Below are 14,762 nucleotides of genomic sequence, written 5' to 3'. Positions count from 1 at the left end.
CTCTATGGACGCTCCGCGTCCCGATGCGCGTGAACTTCTCAAGCCCTCGCAGGGTGACGCGGAGCGTCATAGGCTGTATTCCCACGCAGAGCGTGGGAACGATCATGCCAGCCGTTAGTTGACGGGTTGGTTTGGCTTGTAGTCTTTAAGCCGCAAGTACGTACTCCACCCCCACCAATCATTGGTCCAGTGCTTGTCGTTCAAATCGTTGACGTCCTTGCGCCGCAGCACCTTGTCCCCCTCCATCTTGAACAGCGGCGAGAAGTTATTCGCCGGGTTTTGCGCGGCGTTCAGGTCGGGCACATACAGCGGTGCCTTGAACTCAGCCGGGGAGGGCGCGATACCGCTGATGAAGGTTTCGAAGATTTCATCTGCCGAGGCCTGTACCGCCCGTTTGACCTGCACGCGATTGTCGGCGTCGATGCTGTCGAAGTAGAGCTTGTCGCCGTAGGCATGCCACTGAGCGCCCATGGCATTGCGCACCTTGAGCCCGAATTTGCTGTCTTCATCGTGCATGAAGCGGCTGATCAGCGAGCCGAGTTCTCCAGGCGTCACGACCGCTGCCAGTTGTTTGCGCGGTACCCGCAGGTGGCCGGCGGAAAACAGGTCGGTCAAAAAATGATCGGCAAAGCTGTTCATGGCGTAGGCCAATTCCAGGGCCTGGTCGGTGCCGGTCTGATGGGCCACTACTGCCTGTTGCAAGGCTGCCGTATGGCCGGCCAAGTAGGCGGACAGGGCCCATTCACCGAAGTGGTCGGCGTTGTCCGCTGCCAGCTTCAGGTAGCGGCCCAGCGGCACGAGGGCCGAAACAGCACTGCCCCCACCGGTAATACGGTTCCACTCCTCCGACAACGTATCTCCCAAGGCGTCATAGGCTTCATGAGGCTGTTTGCCGTCCTTGATCGCCTGGTTGACGGCGTTGATCTCCTTTTGCATCACCGCCAGGATCTTCTGCGCTTCTTCCCGTGAAGCAGGCAACACGGCAAGAGAATTGAAGGCCGCGGTGAAGCGTTGCACGCGCTCGGCCGGAGAATTGCCCTCGCTGATCGGTTGGCCGGGGATGCCATAGAAGTCGCCGCCCAGGGCGATCACTTGGCCATAGGTCAGCGCAAGCCCGTTGGGCAGGTGCAGTTCGACTTGGCGCGCAGGAATGGCCGGGGCGTCCTTGACGAAGCGAAGCAGGGTGTCATCGCCGATGGCGGTGTGTTCACCGCCTTCGAAGCGCAGGGTAGGTGGTGTTTTTTCGGGTGCTGCGAGTTCAAGACCTGACATGTTAGCTCCTTGCTATGTCGTAGGAATCTTCCGTGATAACTGTATATGCATACAGCTTTCTGAATCATAGGTGAGAAATTTCCTACGTCAAGAGCCGCGTCTTAAGCCTTCGCGGGATTACGCCGGATGAATTGCAGTTGACGAATCTATTTATAGTTGTACGATGACGTACGACATCATCAAAACCAACAACAACCTTTCGTTAGAAAGTCTTCGCCCAGGGTGTTCGAATAATGAATCCACAAGAACTGAAGTCCATCCTCTCCCACGGTCTGCTGTCTTTCCCGGTGACCGATTTCAACGCCCAGGGTGATTTCCACCAGGCGGGTTACATCAAGCGCCTGGAATGGCTGGCCCCTTATGGCGCCAGCGCCTTGTTCGCCGCAGGTGGCACAGGTGAGTTTTTCTCCCTGGCGGCCAGCGAATATTCCCAAGTAGTGAAAACCGCCGTGGATACCTGTGCGTCCAGCGTGCCGATCCTGGCCGGTGTAGGCGGTGCCACCCGCCAGGCCATCGAGTATGCCCAAGAGGCCGAACGCCTCGGCGCCAAAGGTCTGTTGCTGCTGCCGCACTACCTCACCGAAGCCAGCCAGGACGGGGTTGCCGCCCACGTTGAAGCCGTGTGCAAGTCGGTCAAGATCGGCGTGGTGGTGTACAACCGCAATGTCTGCCGCCTGACCGCACCGCTGCTGGAGCGCCTGGCCGAGCGCTGCCCGAACCTGATCGGCTACAAGGATGGCCTGGGTGATATCGAGCTGATGGTGTCGATCCGCCGTCGCCTGGGCGACCGTTTCAGCTACCTCGGTGGCTTGCCGACCGCAGAGGTTTACGCCGCGGCCTACAAGGCCCTAGGCGTGCCGGTGTACTCCTCGGCGGTGTTCAACTTCATCCCCAAGACGGCGATGGATTTCTACCACGCCATTGCCCGCGAAGATCACGCCACCGTTGGCAAGATCATTGACGACTTCTTCCTGCCATACCTGGATATCCGTAACCGCAAGGCCGGTTACGCGGTGAGCATCGTCAAGGCCGGTGCGAAAATCGTCGGTTATGACGCAGGCCCGGTGCGCACGCCACTGACCGACCTGCTGCCGGAAGAGTACGAAGCCCTCGCCGCGCTGATCGACAAGCAAGGCGCGCAATAAATTATCCACAAGGCCGCTGAGCAATCAGCGGCCTTTTGCGTCAGGAGAAGATTCGTGTCCCAGGCAAAGCGTTTTGAGAACTACATCAATGGCGAATGGGTAACCGGCGCCGACTACTGCACCAACATCAACCCGTCGGATGTGTCCGACGCCATTGGCGAATACGCCAAAGCCGACGTGGCCCAAGTCAACGCGGCCATCGACGCTGCCCGCGCCGCGTTCCCGGCGTGGTCCACCTCCGGTATCCAGGCGCGTCACGATGCGCTGGATAAAGTCGGCAGCGAGATCCTCGCCCGTCGTGAAGAACTCGGCACCCTGCTGGCCCGGGAAGAGGGCAAGACCCTGCCCGAAGCCATTGGCGAGGTGACCCGCGCCGGCAATATCTTCAAATTCTTCGCCGGTGAATGCTTGCGCCTGTCGGGCGATTACGTGCCGTCGGTGCGCCCGGGCGTCAACGTTGAAGTGACCCGCGAAGCCCTCGGTGTGGTGGGTCTGATCACCCCGTGGAACTTCCCGATCGCCATCCCCGCGTGGAAAATCGCCCCGGCCCTGGCCTACGGCAACTGCGTGGTGATCAAGCCTGCCGAGCTGGTGCCGGGCTGCGCCTGGGCCTTGGCCGAAATCATCTCCCGCGCCGGTTTCCCCGCCGGTGTGTTCAACCTGGTGATGGGCAGTGGCCGTGTGGTCGGCGACGTGTTGGTCAACAGCCCGAAAGTCGATGGCATCAGTTTCACCGGGTCGGTGGGCGTTGGGCGTCAGATCGCGGTCAGTTGTGTATCGCGCCAGGCCAAGGTGCAGTTGGAGATGGGTGGCAAGAACCCGCAAATCATTCTCGACGATGCCGACCTCAAGCAGGCTGTCGAGCTGTCGGTACAGAGTGCGTTCTACTCTACCGGCCAGCGTTGCACGGCCTCGAGCCGCTTGATTGTCACCGCGGGGATCCACGACCAGTTTGTCGCCGCCATGGCCGAGCGCATGAAGTCGATCAAGGTGGGCCACGCTTTGAATAGCGGCACCGACATTGGCCCGGTGGTATCCCAGGCCCAGTTGGATCAGGACCTGAAATACATCGACATCGGCCAGAGCGAAGGTGCCCGGCTGGTGAGTGGGGGCGGCCTGGTGACCTGCGACACCGAAGGCTATTACCTGGCGCCCACACTGTTTGCCGACAGTGAAGCGGGCATGCGCATCAGCCGTGAAGAGATCTTCGGCCCGGTGGCCAACGTGGTGCGCGTGGCGGACTACGAGGCGGCGCTGGCCATGGCCAATGACACCGAGTTCGGCTTGTCGGCCGGTATTGCCACCACCTCGCTCAAATATGCCAACCACTTCAAGCGCCACTCCCAGGCCGGGATGGTGATGGTCAACCTGCCGACGGCAGGGGTGGATTACCACGTTCCATTTGGTGGCCGTAAGGGTTCATCCTACGGTTCGCGTGAGCAGGGTCGCTATGCGCAAGAGTTCTACACCGTGGTGAAAACCAGCTACATCGGTTCGTAACACGCAGCACCCTCTCTGTAGGAGCGAGCTTGCTCGCGAAAAACTCAAATTCACCGCGTGCATCCTGAATGCCCGCGTAATCGTTGAAGTTCTTCGCGAGCAAGCTCGCTCCTACAGGGAGGCGCAACCAGGCAATACAAAATCATTACCCGCAAAAAAAATAATTAGTGGGAGTACTTCTACATGCAAGCGACCAAGCCGACCCACGTCCGCTATTTGATCCTGCTCATGCTGTTCCTGGTGACCACGATCAACTACGCCGACCGGGCCACCATCGCTATCGCCGGCTCCAGCCTGCAAAAAGACCTCGGTATCGACGCGGTCACCCTCGGTTATATCTTCTCTGCATTCGGTTGGGCCTACGTGGCCGGACAAATTCCCGGTGGCTGGCTGCTCGACCGTTTCGGCTCGAAAAAAGTCTATGCCCTGAGCATTTTCACTTGGTCGCTGTTCACCGTGCTGCAAGGCTATGTCGGTGAGTTTGGCGTCTCCACTGCGGTGGTCGCGCTGTTCATGCTGCGCTTCATGGTGGGCTTGGCCGAGGCGCCCTCGTTTCCGGGAAATGCCCGTATTGTTGCGGCGTGGTTTCCTACGGCTGAACGCGGCACTGCGTCGGCGATCTTCAACTCGGCCCAGTACTTCGCCACGGTGTTGTTCGCGCCGTTGATGGGCTGGATCGTCTATCGCTTCGGCTGGCAGCACGTGTTTATCGTGATGGGCGTGATCGGCATTGTTTTCTCGCTGATCTGGCTGAAAGTTATCCACAGCCCGCGCCAGCATCCGATGATCAACGAAGCCGAGTTCAATCACATCGCCGCCAATGGCGCGATGGTCGATATGGATCAGGACAAGGGCAAGGGTAAGAAAACCGACGGGCCGAAGTGGGATTACATCCGCCAGCTCCTGACCAACCGCATGATGCTCGGCGTCTACCTGGGCCAGTACTGCATCAACGGCATCACCTACTTCTTCCTGACCTGGTTTCCGGTGTACCTGGTGCAGGAGCGTGGCATGACCATCCTCAAGGCCGGCTTCATTGCCTCGTTACCGGCGATCTGCGGCTTTATCGGCGGAGTGCTCGGCGGGGTGATTTCCGACTACCTGCTGCGCAAAGGCCATTCGCTGACCTTCGCACGCAAGGCGCCGATCATCGGTGGCCTGCTGATTTCCAGCAGCATCGTGGCGTGCAATTACGTAGACATCGAATGGATGGTGGTGGGCTTCATGGCCTTGGCCTTCTTCGGCAAAGGCGTGGGCGCATTGGGTTGGGCGGTGGTATCCGACACCTCACCGAAACAAATCGCCGGCCTCAGTGGCGGCTTGTTCAACACCTTCGGTAACCTGGCCTCGATCACCACGCCGATTGTGATTGGCTACATCATCAGCACCACCGGCTCGTTCAAATGGGCGCTGGTCTTCGTGGGCGCCAACGCGCTGGTGGCGGTGTTCAGTTACTTGGTGATTGTCGGCCCGATCAAGCGCGTGGTGCTCAAGGAGCCGCCTACCCAGGGCCCAGAGTTGACCAACCTTTCTCAAGCGCATTCCTGAGGTTCGTGTGATGCAGTTGATTGAACATGCCGACTCGCCGCGCTCGATCCGTTTGCACGAGCGCGACAATGTGGTGATCGTGGTGAACGATCAAGGGGTACCCGCCGGTACCGAGTTTCCCGACGGCCTGGTCACCGTGGATTTCATCCCGCAGAGCCACAAGGTGACGCTGGAAGACATCCCCGAGGGCGGCCAGATTATTCGCTACGGCCAGACCATCGGTTATGCCCTGGCGCCGATTCCGCGTGGCAGTTGGGTGCAGGAGGACCAGTTGCGCATGCCCACCGCACCGCCGCTGGACAGCTTGCCGCTGTCCACCGAGGTGCCTGAAACCCAGACGCCCCTGGAGGGGTTTACCTTCGAGGGCTATCGCAATGCGGACGGCACCGTGGGCACGCGCAACATCCTCGGCATTACCACCACCGTGCAATGCGTTACCGGCGTGCTGGACCATGCGGTCAAGCGCATCAAGGACGAGTTGCTGCCCCAGTACCCGCATGTCGATGACGTGGTGGCGCTGACCCACAGCTACGGCTGCGGCGTGGCGATTACGGCGACGGATGCCTACATCCCCATCCGCACCGTGCGCAACCTGGCGCGCAACCCCAACCTGGGCGGCGAAGCCTTGGTGATCAGCCTGGGCTGTGAAAAGCTCCAGGCCGGCCAGGTGATGCACGACAACGACAGCTCCGTGGACCTGAGCGAGCCGTGGCTGTATCGCTTGCAGGATTCCAGCCATGGCTTTACCGAAATGATCGAGCAGATCATGGCCCTGGCCGACGTGCGCTTGAAGAAACTCAACCAGCGTCGCCGCGAAACCGTGCCGGCCTCCGAGTTGATCCTGGGCATGCAGTGCGGCGGCAGCGATGCGTTCTCCGGCATCACCGCCAACCCGGCGCTGGGGTATGCCTCGGACCTGTTACTGCGCGCCGGCGCGACGGTGATGTTTTCCGAAGTGACTGAAGTGCGCGATGCGATTTACCTGCTGACCTCACGCGCGAAGAACCCGGACGTTGCCCGCGAGCTGGTCCGGGAAATGGACTGGTATGACCGTTACCTGGCCAAGGGTGAGGCAGACCGCAGCGCCAATACCACGCCGGGTAACAAGAAGGGCGGGCTGTCGAATATTGTCGAGAAGTCGTTGGGTTCCATCGTCAAATCCGGCAGCAGTGCCATCAGCGGCGTACTTGGCCCTGGCGAGCGCTTCAAGGAAAAGGGCCTGATCTTCTGCGCCACACCGGCCAGTGATTTTGTCTGCGGCACCTTGCAACTGGCAGCGGGGATGAACCTGCACGTGTTCACCACCGGGCGCGGCACGCCGTATGGGCTGGCGATGGCGCCGGTGGTGAAGGTCTCCACCCGCACCGAGCTTGCCCAGCGTTGGCCGGACCTGATCGATATCGACGCCGGGCGCATTGCGACGGGGCGTGCGAGTATCGAGGAGCTGGGTTGGGAGCTATTCCACTTCTATCTGGATGTGGCCAGCGGCAAGAAGCAGACCTGGGCAGAGCGGCATAAGCTGCATAACGACATCACGCTGTTCAACCCGGCGCCGATTACCTGAGACCAGGCGCTAACCCTGTAGGAGCGAGCTTGCTCGCGAAAGACGCCAACGATAACGCGTGTTAACTGAATGAACGCGGCGCCTGGGAGTTTCTCGCGAGCAAGCTCGCTCCTACGACGGCAAGCCAGCTCCCACATTTGAATGGCGTTGCCCACACGAACCCGCTCGTACTGGCTTATCATTAGCCAACTAACGACGCCCACCAAGGTTCTCCCCGGCATGCTGGCAATCTTCCTCACCACCCTCACCATCACCGCGCCGGTGTTTGCCATGCTGTTCCTGGGCGTGTTTCTAAAGCGCATCAATTGGATCAACGACAACTTTATCCACACCGCATCGTCCCTGGTGTTCAACGTGGCCATGCCGGCGCTGCTGTTCCTTGGCATTCTGCATGCCGACCTGCACTCGGCGCTCAAGCCGGGCCTGCTCATCTACTTCTGCGTCGCCACCCTGGTGAGCTTTGCCGTGGCCTGGGGTTGGGCGATCTTTCGCTGCAAGCGCGAAGACCGAGGCATCTACGCCCAGGGCGCGTTTCGTGGCAATAACGGGGTCATCGGCCTGGCACTGGCGGCCAGTATGTACGGCGATTACGGCATATCCCTGGGCGCGATCCTCGCTGCGCTGGTGATCCTCTTTTACAACACGCTGTCGACCATTGTGCTGGCGGTCTATAGCCCGGTGATCAAGTCCGACCCGTGGAGCATCTTCAAAAGCGTATTGGCCAACCCGCTGATTATCAGCGTGATCGTCGCTACGCCGTTCGCGTACTTCCAGATCGGCGTGCCCGGTTGGCTTGAAAAATCCTTGCAGTACCTGTCCGATACCACGCTGCCCCTGGCGTTGATTTGCATCGGTGGCACCTTGTCCATGGCCGCGCTGCGCAAGAGCGGCAACATGGCGTTGAGCGCGAGCCTGATGAAGATGATCTGGCTACCGGTGATCGCCACCCTGGGCGCGTGGTTGCTGGGGTTCCGAGGGCCGGAGTTGGGGATTCTGTTCCTGTATTTCGGCGCGCCGACCGCCGCCGCAAGCTTTGTGATGGCCCGGGCGGCGCAGGGTAATCATGAGCTGGCGGCCGCGATTATCGTGATCACCACGCTGATGGCGGCGGTGACCACGAATATCGGGATTTTTGTGTTGCAGGCGGGTGGTTGGATCTGAAATCGGCGGGCAGCTTGAGGCCCCATCGCAGCGATGCGGCGACCCGACAAGTCAGCTCCCACATGTGGGCGTGTGAATACCCTCAAGTGTGGGAGCTGGCTTGCCTGCGATAGCTACAGGACAGTCACTGCTGATCGGCCTGATACGCCTCAATCACTTCCTGCGCCGCCCGAAACGCATCAATCGCCGCCGGCACCCCTGCATACACCGCGCAATGCAGTAGCGCTTCGCGGATCTCCTCCACCGTACAGCCATTATTCAGCGCACCGCGCACATGGCCCTTGAGTTCCTGCGGGCACTTGAGGGCGGTGAGGGCGGCGAGGGTGATCAGGCTGCGGGTCTTGAGCGGTAACCCTTCGCGGTTCCAGACGCTGCCCCACGCGTGCTCATTGACGAAGTCCTGCAGCGGTTGGGTGAACGCCGTGGCATTACCCAGGGCGCGGTCGACGAACGCATCGCCCATGACCTGGCGACGTACTTCAACCCCGGGTTTTTTCTGTTCGGTCATTGCGATTCCCTCTTGTGTTGGCGGTGCCAGGCGCGCAGTGAGGTGAACAACAGCAGAGCCCCTAACGCTGGCAGGACGTAATACAGCATCAATTGTTCAAGCTTGTTGGCCAGCGGCATGCCAGTGGTGAAGGCCATGACATGCAGCCCGTACGCCAGGTACAGCCCCAGCAGCACCAGCCCTTCGATACGTGTTACCCGATAGCCGGTATAGAACACCGGCAGGCACAGGATGATGGCGCCGAGCATCACCGGTAAATCGAAGTCCAGGGCGTTGGGCGAGACCGACAGCGGCGTCGGCGCCACCAGTGCGGTAAAGCCCAGCACTCCGAGCAGGTTGAACAGGTTGCTGCCGATCACGTTGCCCACGGCGATCTCCCGTTCGCCACGCAACGCGGCGATCAGCGATGTGGCAAGGCACGGCAGCGAGGTGCCGACGCCGATCAACGTGAGGCCGATGACGCGCTCCGACAATCCGAGATCGCCCGCTACATCCACCGCTGCGCCGAGCAACAAATGCCCGGCCAGCACCAGCACCAGCAAACCGCCGAGCATCAGCAGCACACTGCTCAGCCATGGCGCCTTCGCCACGGTGTCCAGAGTGCGCGGGCGGCGGGAATGACGCGTCTGATAATGCAATACGCCAAGGTAGGCCACCAGCGCCACCAGCAGCACGGCGCCATCGAAGGGCGTCAGCATTTCGTTAGCCGCCAGGATAAATACCAGCAGGCCGGCGACGATCATCACCGGGATATCTACGCGCACCAGTTGCCGCGAGACCCGCAACGGAATGATCAGTGCGGACAAGCCCAGGGTCACGAGGATGTTGAAGATACTGCTGCCGATGACACTGCCCACAGCGATATCCGTGTTGCCGGCCAGCGTGGCCTGAAGGCTGACGGTCATCTGCGGCGCACTGCTGCCGAAGGCGACGATGCTCAAGCCGATGATCAGTGGCCGAACCTTGAGACTCGCCGCCAGGCGTACTGCGGCGCGTACCAGGATTTCAGCGCCGATGATCAGCAAGATCAGGCCGCCCACCAGTTCGAGCAGGCTCCAGGGTGAGAGGGCGTTCAATCCGAAAATGCTCAAGGCTGCCTCGATCAGTTGTTCAGGGCTTGCACGCGTACCCGTGCGGTACCGCTGCGCAGCATGCGCAACTGCTCGGCAGCCTTGCGTGAAACGTCGATCAGGCGGCCACGGGTATGCGGGCCGCGATCAGTGATACGCACCACGACAGAACGGTTGTTGTCGAGGTTGGTCACCTTGACCTGCGTACCGAAGGGCAGGCGCCGATGGGCGGCGGTCAAGGCGTTCTGGTTGAAAGGTTCACCGCTGGCGGTTTTCTTGCCATGGTGCTTGGCGCCGTAATAGGACGCGGTGCCGGTTTCGTCGTAGCCGTTGGGGTCGATGAGGCCGCTGGCGCAACCGGCCAGCAGGGAGGACAGGGCCAGGAGGCCGAGTAGACGCTTCATTTCAAGATGTCCCCGTTGGATCGTTCCCACGCTCTGCGTGGGAATGCAGCTGGTGACGCTACGCGTCACAAAAGCGGACGCGGAGCGTCCCGTGAGGCGTTCCCACGCAGAGCGTGGGAACGATCATGGATCAGCCTTCGAGCTTGCTTTTGAGCAGTTCGTTCACCTGTTGCGGGTTGGCTTTGCCCTTGGAGGCTTTCATCGCCTGGCCGACAAAGAAGCCGAACATCTTGCCGCGCTTGGCTTCGTCCGCGGCGCGGTATTGCTCGACCTGTTCGGCATTGGCCGCGAGCATTTCATCGAGCACGGCCGAGATCGCGCCGCTGTCGGTGACTTGTTTGAGGCCACGCTTCTCGATGATCTCGTCGGCATTGCCTTCACCGGCGGCCATCGCTTCGAACACGGTCTTGGCAATTTTACCGGAGATTGTGTTGTCCTTGATGCGCAGCAGCATGCCACCCAGTTGTTCGGCGGTGACCGGCGCGTCGTCGATTTCCAGGCCCTGTTTGTTCAACAGGCTGCCCAGCTCGACCATCACCCAGTTGGCCGCCAGCTTGGCGTCGCCGGCAATGCTCACGACTTTTTCGAAGTAGTTGGCTTGTTCACGGCTGGAGGCCAATACGCTGGCATCGTAGACCGACAGGCCGAACTGCTCCTGGAAGCGCTCGCGTTTTTGCTGCGGCAGTTCCGGCAGGGTGGCGCGGATGTCATTGAGGAACGAATCCTCCAGCACCACCGGCAACAGGTCCGGGTCGGGGAAGTAACGGTAGTCGTTGGCTTCCTCTTTGCTGCGCATGGCGCGGGTTTCGTCTTTGTTCGGGTCGTACAGGCGCGTTTGCTGGATCACCTTGCCGCCGTCTTCGATCAGCTCGATCTGGCGACGTACTTCGCTGTTGATCGCTTTCTCGATGAAGCGGAACGAGTTGACGTTCTTGATCTCGCAGCGGGTGCCGAACTCGACCTGGCCCTTGGGGCGGATCGACACGTTGCAATCGCAACGCAGCGAGCCTTCGGCCATGTTGCCGTCGCAGATGCCCAGGTAGCGCACCAGCGCGTGGATGGTCTTGACGTAGGCCACGGCTTCCTTGGCGCTGCGCATGTCCGGCTCGGACACGATCTCCAGCAGCGGCGTGCCGGCACGGTTCAGGTCGATACCGGTGGCGCCCGGGAATTCTTCGTGCAGGCTTTTGCCGGCGTCTTCCTCCAGGTGTGCACGGGTGACGCCGACGCGCTTGATGGTGCCGTCTTCCAGGGGAATGTCCAGGTGGCCCTTGCCGACAATCGGCAGTTCCATCTGGCTGATCTGGTAGCCCTTGGGCAGGTCCGGGTAGAAGTAGTTCTTGCGCGCAAACACGTTGTGCTGGCCGATTTCGGCGTCAATCGCCAGGCCGAACATCACCGCCATGCGCACCGCTTCCTGGTTCAGCACCGGTAGCACGCCGGGCATGCCCAGGTCTACCAGGCTGGCCTGGGTATTGGGCTCGGAGCCGAACGTGGTGGCGCTACCGGAGAAAATCTTCGATTGGGTGGCGAGCTGGGTATGAATCTCCAGCCCGATCACAACTTCCCATTGCATAGTGTTCTCCTCAGAAGCCGGTAGGGGTGCGGGTGTGCCAGTCGGTGTTCAACTGGTACTGGTGCGCCACATTGAGCAGGCGGCCTTCCTGGAAATATGGTGCGAGCAATTGCACGCCCACCGGCAGGCCATCGACGAAACCTGCGGGCATGGACAAGCCCGGCAAGCCCGCGAGGTTGGCGGTGATGGTGTAGAGGTCTTCCAGGTATTCGGCGATCGGGTCGCCGGTCTTGGCGCCGATCTTCCACGCCAGGTTCGGCGCGGTCGGGCCGAGGATCACATCGACTTCTTCAAAGGCGGCCATGAAGTCGTTCTTGATCAGGCGACGGATTTTTTGCGCCTTGAGGTAGTACGCGTCGTAGTAGCCGGCCGACAGGGCGTAGGCCCCGACCATGATCCGGCGCTGCACTTCACTGCCGAAGCCTTCGCCACGGGAGCGTTTGTACAGGTCGGTGAGGTCTTTTGGGTTCTCGCAGCGGTAGCCGAAGCGCACGCCGTCGAAACGCGACAGGTTGGAAGAGGCCTCTGCTGGCGCGATCACGTAGTAGGCGGGAATCGCGTGCTGGTTGTTCGGCAGGCTGATTTCCTTGATCACGGCGCCAAGCTTTTCCAGCTCTTTGATGCTGTTTTGCACCAGTTCGGCGATACGCGGGTCGAGGCCAGCGCTGAAGTATTCCTTCGGCACGCCGATGCGCAGGCCCTTGATCGAGGTGTTCAGGCTGGCGCTGTAGTCCGGCACTGGCTCGTCGATGCTGGTGGAGTCCTGTTTATCGAAGCCTGCCATGCCTTGTAACAATATTGCGCAGTCTTCAGCCGTGCGTGCCAGAGGGCCGCCCTGATCGAGACTTGAGGCGTAGGCGATCATGCCCCAACGGGAAACGCGACCGTAGGTCGGCTTCAGGCCGGTGAGGTTGGTGAAGGCGGCTGGCTGGCGGATCGAACCGCCGGTATCGGTGGCGGTAGCGGCCGGCAGGAAGCGTGCGGCCACGGCCGCAGCCGAACCACCGGACGAACCACCCGGGACGTGTTCCAGGTTCCACGGGTTTTTCACCGCACCGTAGTAGCTGGACTCGTTGGCCGAACCCATGGCGAATTCGTCCATGTTGGTCTTGCCAAGGGTCACGGCGCCGGCGGCGGCCAGCTTGGCGACCACAGTGGCGTCGTAGGGCGCCTTGAAGTTGTCGAGCATCTTCGAGCCGCAGCTGGTGCGAATGCCCTGGGTGCAGAACAGGTCCTTGTGGGCGATCGGTGCGCCGAGCAGCGCGCCGTTCTCACCGTTGGCGCGACGGGCGTCGGCGGCCTTGGCCTGGCTCAGGGCCAGCTCCTCGGTGAGGCTGATGAAGCTGTTGACCTTCGGATCGAGCGCGGCGATACGCGCCAGCAAGGTCTGGGTCAGCTCTTCGGAAGAAAACGATTTGTCGGCGAGACCGCGGGCGATCTCGGCCAGAGTCATGTGATGCATGAAAGGCTCTTTCCCTTTAGTCGATGACTTTCGGAACCAGGTACAGGCCGTTTTCGACCGCTGGCGCGATGGACTGGTAGGCCTCGCGATTATTGCGTTCGGTCACGACGTCTGCGCGCAGGCGCTGGCTGGCTTCCAGTGGGTGAGCCAGGGGCTCGATGCCGTCGGTATTCACGGCCTGCATTTGGTCGACCAGCCCGAGAATGCTGTTCAGGGCTGCGGTGGTCTGTGGAAGATCGGCATCATTAAGGCCAAGCGAGGCCAAATGTGCGATTTTTTCCACGTCGGAGCGTTCAAGCGCCATGGGATTCTCCAGTGGAAAACAGAACGGAGGGCGTCCGTGTGTTAGATTGTCGGAACACTACCGCATTTCTACGGTCATAAGGCCGCGATTGTGGGGGTTGGTGCACAGAAAGTCGGCCAATTTAGCACATTGGCGCCTTGCCCAAAATCCCTGTCGTTGTTAGAGTTTGCCGCACTTTTTTACCCACGCGTTGCCTAGGGTCCTTTCCCCATGTTCAAGAAACTGCGTGGCATGTTTTCCAGCGATCTCTCCATTGACCTGGGCACTGCCAACACCCTTATTTACGTGCGCGAGCGCGGTATCGTTCTGAATGAGCCATCGGTTGTGGCCATTCGGACCCATGGTAATCAGAAAAGTGTCGTTGCCGTTGGCACCGAGGCCAAGCGCATGCTCGGCCGTACACCAGGCAATATTGCTGCCATTCGTCCGATGAAGGATGGCGTGATCGCCGATTTCAGCGTCTGCGAAAAGATGCTGCAGTACTTCATCAACAAAGTTCACGAAAACAGTTTCCTGCAGCCCAGCCCTCGCGTGCTGATCTGCGTTCCGTGCAAGTCCACCCAGGTGGAGCGTCGCGCCATCCGTGAATCGGCCCTTGGCGCCGGTGCCCGTGAAGTATTCCTGATCGAAGAGCCAATGGCGGCTGCGATCGGTGCCGGCCTGCCGGTGGAAGAAGCGCGCGGTTCGATGGTGGTGGATATCGGTGGTGGTACTACCGAAATCGCCCTGATTTCCCTGAACGGTGTGGTGTATGCCGAATCCGTGCGCGTGGGCGGCGACCGCTTCGACGAAGCGATCATCACTTATGTGCGTCGTAACTACGGCAGCCTGATCGGCGAATCCACCGCCGAGCGCATCAAGCAGGAAATCGGCACCGCTTACCCAGGCGGTGAAGTGCGCGAAGTCGATGTGCGCGGTCGCAACCTGGCCGAAGGCGTTCCACGTGCCTTCACCCTGAACTCCAATGAAGTGCTGGAGGCTCTGCAAGAGTCCCTGGCCACCATCGTTCAGGCGGTGAAAAGTGCCCTGGAACAATCGCCGCCGGAGCTGGCTTCCGATATTGCCGAGCGTGGCCTGGTACTGACCGGTGGTGGCGCCTTGCTGCGCGACCTCGACAAGTTGCTGGCCCAGGAAACCGGCCTGCCAGTGATCGTCGCCGAAGACCCGCTGACCTGCGTTGCCCGTGGCGGTGGTCGTGCGCTGGAAATGATGGATAAACACACCATGGACCTGCTCTCCAGCGAATAA

The 14,762-nt window shown here is 60.8% G+C and carries 13 protein-coding genes; 6 read left to right on the top strand and 7 right to left on the bottom strand.

Features of this window, described 5'->3' with window-relative positions; translation table 11 throughout:
- Positions 1 to 114 precede the first annotated feature (114 nt).
- Positions 115 to 1,272, bottom strand: coding sequence for a hypothetical protein (locus APH41_RS12860; protein WP_054897028.1), 1,158 nt, complete (start codon positions 1,270 to 1,272; stop codon positions 115 to 117).
- A 233-nt stretch (positions 1,273 to 1,505) separates the two neighbouring features.
- Between APH41_RS12860 and kdgD the strand changes: the two genes are divergently transcribed.
- The 5 genes from kdgD to APH41_RS12835 all read left to right on the top strand — a co-directional run bounded on the left by kdgD (position 1,506) and on the right by APH41_RS12835 (position 8,190).
- Positions 1,506 to 2,417 (top strand): 5-dehydro-4-deoxyglucarate dehydratase, encoded by a 912-nt coding sequence (kdgD, locus tag APH41_RS12855; protein ID WP_003188537.1) that lies wholly within the window; start codon positions 1,506 to 1,508, stop codon positions 2,415 to 2,417.
- Positions 2,418 to 2,471: 54 nt separating this feature from the next.
- A complete protein-coding gene (locus tag APH41_RS12850; protein WP_054897027.1) occupies positions 2,472 to 3,917 on the top strand; it encodes an aldehyde dehydrogenase family protein in 1,446 nt (481 codons plus the stop codon).
- Positions 3,918 to 4,100: 183 nt separating this feature from the next.
- On the top strand, positions 4,101 to 5,465 hold the full coding sequence (locus tag APH41_RS12845; protein ID WP_003188541.1) for an MFS transporter: 1,365 nt from the start codon (positions 4,101 to 4,103) through the stop codon (positions 5,463 to 5,465).
- A gap of 10 nt (positions 5,466 to 5,475) precedes the next feature.
- On the top strand, positions 5,476 to 7,029 hold the full coding sequence (gene garD / locus APH41_RS12840) for a galactarate dehydratase (RefSeq protein ID WP_054897026.1): 1,554 nt from the start codon (positions 5,476 to 5,478) through the stop codon (positions 7,027 to 7,029).
- 219 nt (positions 7,030 to 7,248) lie between these two features.
- Positions 7,249 to 8,190 carry an AEC family transporter gene (locus tag APH41_RS12835; RefSeq protein WP_034126295.1) on the top strand — a complete coding sequence of 314 codons (942 nt, stop codon included), beginning with the start codon at positions 7,249 to 7,251 and terminating at the stop codon, positions 8,188 to 8,190.
- A 124-nt stretch (positions 8,191 to 8,314) separates the two neighbouring features.
- On the opposite strand, the gene APH41_RS12830 is transcribed toward APH41_RS12835, so the two are convergent.
- The 6 genes from APH41_RS12830 to gatC form a co-directional block, all read right to left on the bottom strand.
- Positions 8,315 to 8,698: a carboxymuconolactone decarboxylase family protein gene (locus APH41_RS12830; RefSeq protein WP_034126296.1), complete on the bottom strand. Its 384-nt coding sequence runs from the start codon at positions 8,696 to 8,698 to the stop codon at positions 8,315 to 8,317.
- A complete protein-coding gene (locus APH41_RS12825) occupies positions 8,695 to 9,774 on the bottom strand; it encodes a calcium/sodium antiporter (protein ID WP_054897025.1) in 1,080 nt (359 codons plus the stop codon). The genes APH41_RS12830 and APH41_RS12825 overlap by 4 nt, the downstream gene beginning before the upstream one ends.
- Positions 9,775 to 9,800: 26 nt before the next feature.
- Positions 9,801 to 10,172, bottom strand: a complete 372-nt coding sequence (locus APH41_RS12820) for a septal ring lytic transglycosylase RlpA family protein (RefSeq protein WP_034126298.1) — start codon at positions 10,170 to 10,172, stop codon at positions 9,801 to 9,803.
- A gap of 130 nt (positions 10,173 to 10,302) precedes the next feature.
- Positions 10,303 to 11,748 (bottom strand): Asp-tRNA(Asn)/Glu-tRNA(Gln) amidotransferase subunit GatB, encoded by a 1,446-nt coding sequence (gatB, locus tag APH41_RS12815; RefSeq protein WP_054897023.1) that lies wholly within the window; start codon positions 11,746 to 11,748, stop codon positions 10,303 to 10,305.
- A 10-nt stretch (positions 11,749 to 11,758) separates the two neighbouring features.
- Positions 11,759 to 13,210 carry an Asp-tRNA(Asn)/Glu-tRNA(Gln) amidotransferase subunit GatA gene (gene gatA / locus APH41_RS12810; RefSeq protein WP_014716920.1) on the bottom strand — a complete coding sequence of 484 codons (1,452 nt, stop codon included), beginning with the start codon at positions 13,208 to 13,210 and terminating at the stop codon, positions 11,759 to 11,761.
- A gap of 16 nt (positions 13,211 to 13,226) precedes the next feature.
- Positions 13,227 to 13,514 (bottom strand): Asp-tRNA(Asn)/Glu-tRNA(Gln) amidotransferase subunit GatC, encoded by a 288-nt coding sequence (gatC, locus tag APH41_RS12805; protein ID WP_003188556.1) that lies wholly within the window; start codon positions 13,512 to 13,514, stop codon positions 13,227 to 13,229.
- Positions 13,515 to 13,724: 210 nt separating this feature from the next.
- Here gatC and mreB point away from each other — a divergent pair, with 210 nt between their 5' ends.
- Positions 13,725 to 14,762 carry a rod shape-determining protein MreB gene (gene mreB / locus APH41_RS12800; protein ID WP_002555108.1) on the top strand — a complete coding sequence of 346 codons (1,038 nt, stop codon included), beginning with the start codon at positions 13,725 to 13,727 and terminating at the stop codon, positions 14,760 to 14,762.

The organism is Pseudomonas sp. NBRC 111138 (genome assembly GCF_001320835.1).
Taxonomy (GTDB): domain Bacteria; phylum Pseudomonadota; class Gammaproteobacteria; order Pseudomonadales; family Pseudomonadaceae; genus Aquipseudomonas; species Aquipseudomonas paracarnis.
The sequence above is the reverse complement of the archived record's forward strand: the minus strand, read 5'-3'. Positions and strand labels throughout refer to the sequence as shown.

Coding starts and splice junctions, on each gene's coding strand:
- APH41_RS12860 (WP_054897028.1), bottom strand. CDS start 1,272: ATGTCAGGTCTTGAACTCGCAGCACCCGAAAAAACACCACCTACCCTG.
- kdgD (WP_003188537.1), top strand. CDS start 1,506: ATGAATCCACAAGAACTGAAGTCCATCCTCTCCCACGGTCTGCTGTCT.
- APH41_RS12845 (WP_003188541.1), top strand. CDS start 4,101: ATGCAAGCGACCAAGCCGACCCACGTCCGCTATTTGATCCTGCTCATG.
- garD (WP_054897026.1), top strand. CDS start 5,476: ATGCAGTTGATTGAACATGCCGACTCGCCGCGCTCGATCCGTTTGCAC.
- APH41_RS12835 (WP_034126295.1), top strand. CDS start 7,249: ATGCTGGCAATCTTCCTCACCACCCTCACCATCACCGCGCCGGTGTTT.
- APH41_RS12830 (WP_034126296.1), bottom strand. CDS start 8,698: ATGACCGAACAGAAAAAACCCGGGGTTGAAGTACGTCGCCAGGTCATG.
- APH41_RS12820 (WP_034126298.1), bottom strand. CDS start 10,172: ATGAAGCGTCTACTCGGCCTCCTGGCCCTGTCCTCCCTGCTGGCCGGT.
- gatB (WP_054897023.1), bottom strand. CDS start 11,748: ATGCAATGGGAAGTTGTGATCGGGCTGGAGATTCATACCCAGCTCGCC.
- gatA (WP_014716920.1), bottom strand. CDS start 13,210: ATGCATCACATGACTCTGGCCGAGATCGCCCGCGGTCTCGCCGACAAA.
- gatC (WP_003188556.1), bottom strand. CDS start 13,514: ATGGCGCTTGAACGCTCCGACGTGGAAAAAATCGCACATTTGGCCTCG.
- mreB (WP_002555108.1), top strand. CDS start 13,725: ATGTTCAAGAAACTGCGTGGCATGTTTTCCAGCGATCTCTCCATTGAC.